This window comes from Corallococcus praedator (assembly GCF_003612125.1).
Lineage (GTDB): Bacteria > Myxococcota > Myxococcia > Myxococcales > Myxococcaceae > Corallococcus > Corallococcus praedator.
In genome coordinates this window covers 1-391 of the sequence record NZ_RAWI01001398.1, presented here as the reverse complement: position 1 = coordinate 391, position 391 = coordinate 1, and the positions used below count along the sequence as shown (strand labels likewise).

Annotated in this window: 1 protein-coding gene; it reads right to left on the bottom strand. The window is 72.9% G+C overall.

Going from position 1 to position 391, the window contains the following annotated elements; genetic code table 11:
* Positions 1-295 (bottom strand): DUF3419 family protein (locus D7Y13_RS44625; RefSeq protein WP_120631176.1); only part of this gene is annotated, 295 nt, incomplete at its 3' end.
* Between the last annotated feature and the right edge of the window lie 96 nt (positions 296-391).

Genomic DNA, 391 nt, shown 5'->3' with positions numbered 1-391 from the left:
CGATGTGGGCGCCGTTGAGGTCGACGGCGCTGATCCGGGCCGGGTCGGCCGTGAGGTAGGACAGCACGTTGCAGCTGCCCGAGGCGATGGCGACGACGTGGTCCTCCGGCGTCAGCGCCAGGGCCTCCAGGTCGACGACGGGATCCTCCCAGATCTGCGGATAGACGAGCCCGCTGAAGGCCAGGGTGAACAGGCGCTCGGCGAGCCCGGCGCGCGAGAGCGCCCGGCTGCGATGCACGGCGCGGGTGAGGCCGAGGCTGGTTTCGCGGCGGACCGCCCGGGCGGCTGACGTCATGCGGGCTCTCGGACTGTCCATCGGGGTCGATGGATGCCGCCCCTACGCGCCGCGCATGACCGGCCGGTGACAGGTCGGGCCGGACGGCGGGAAGAT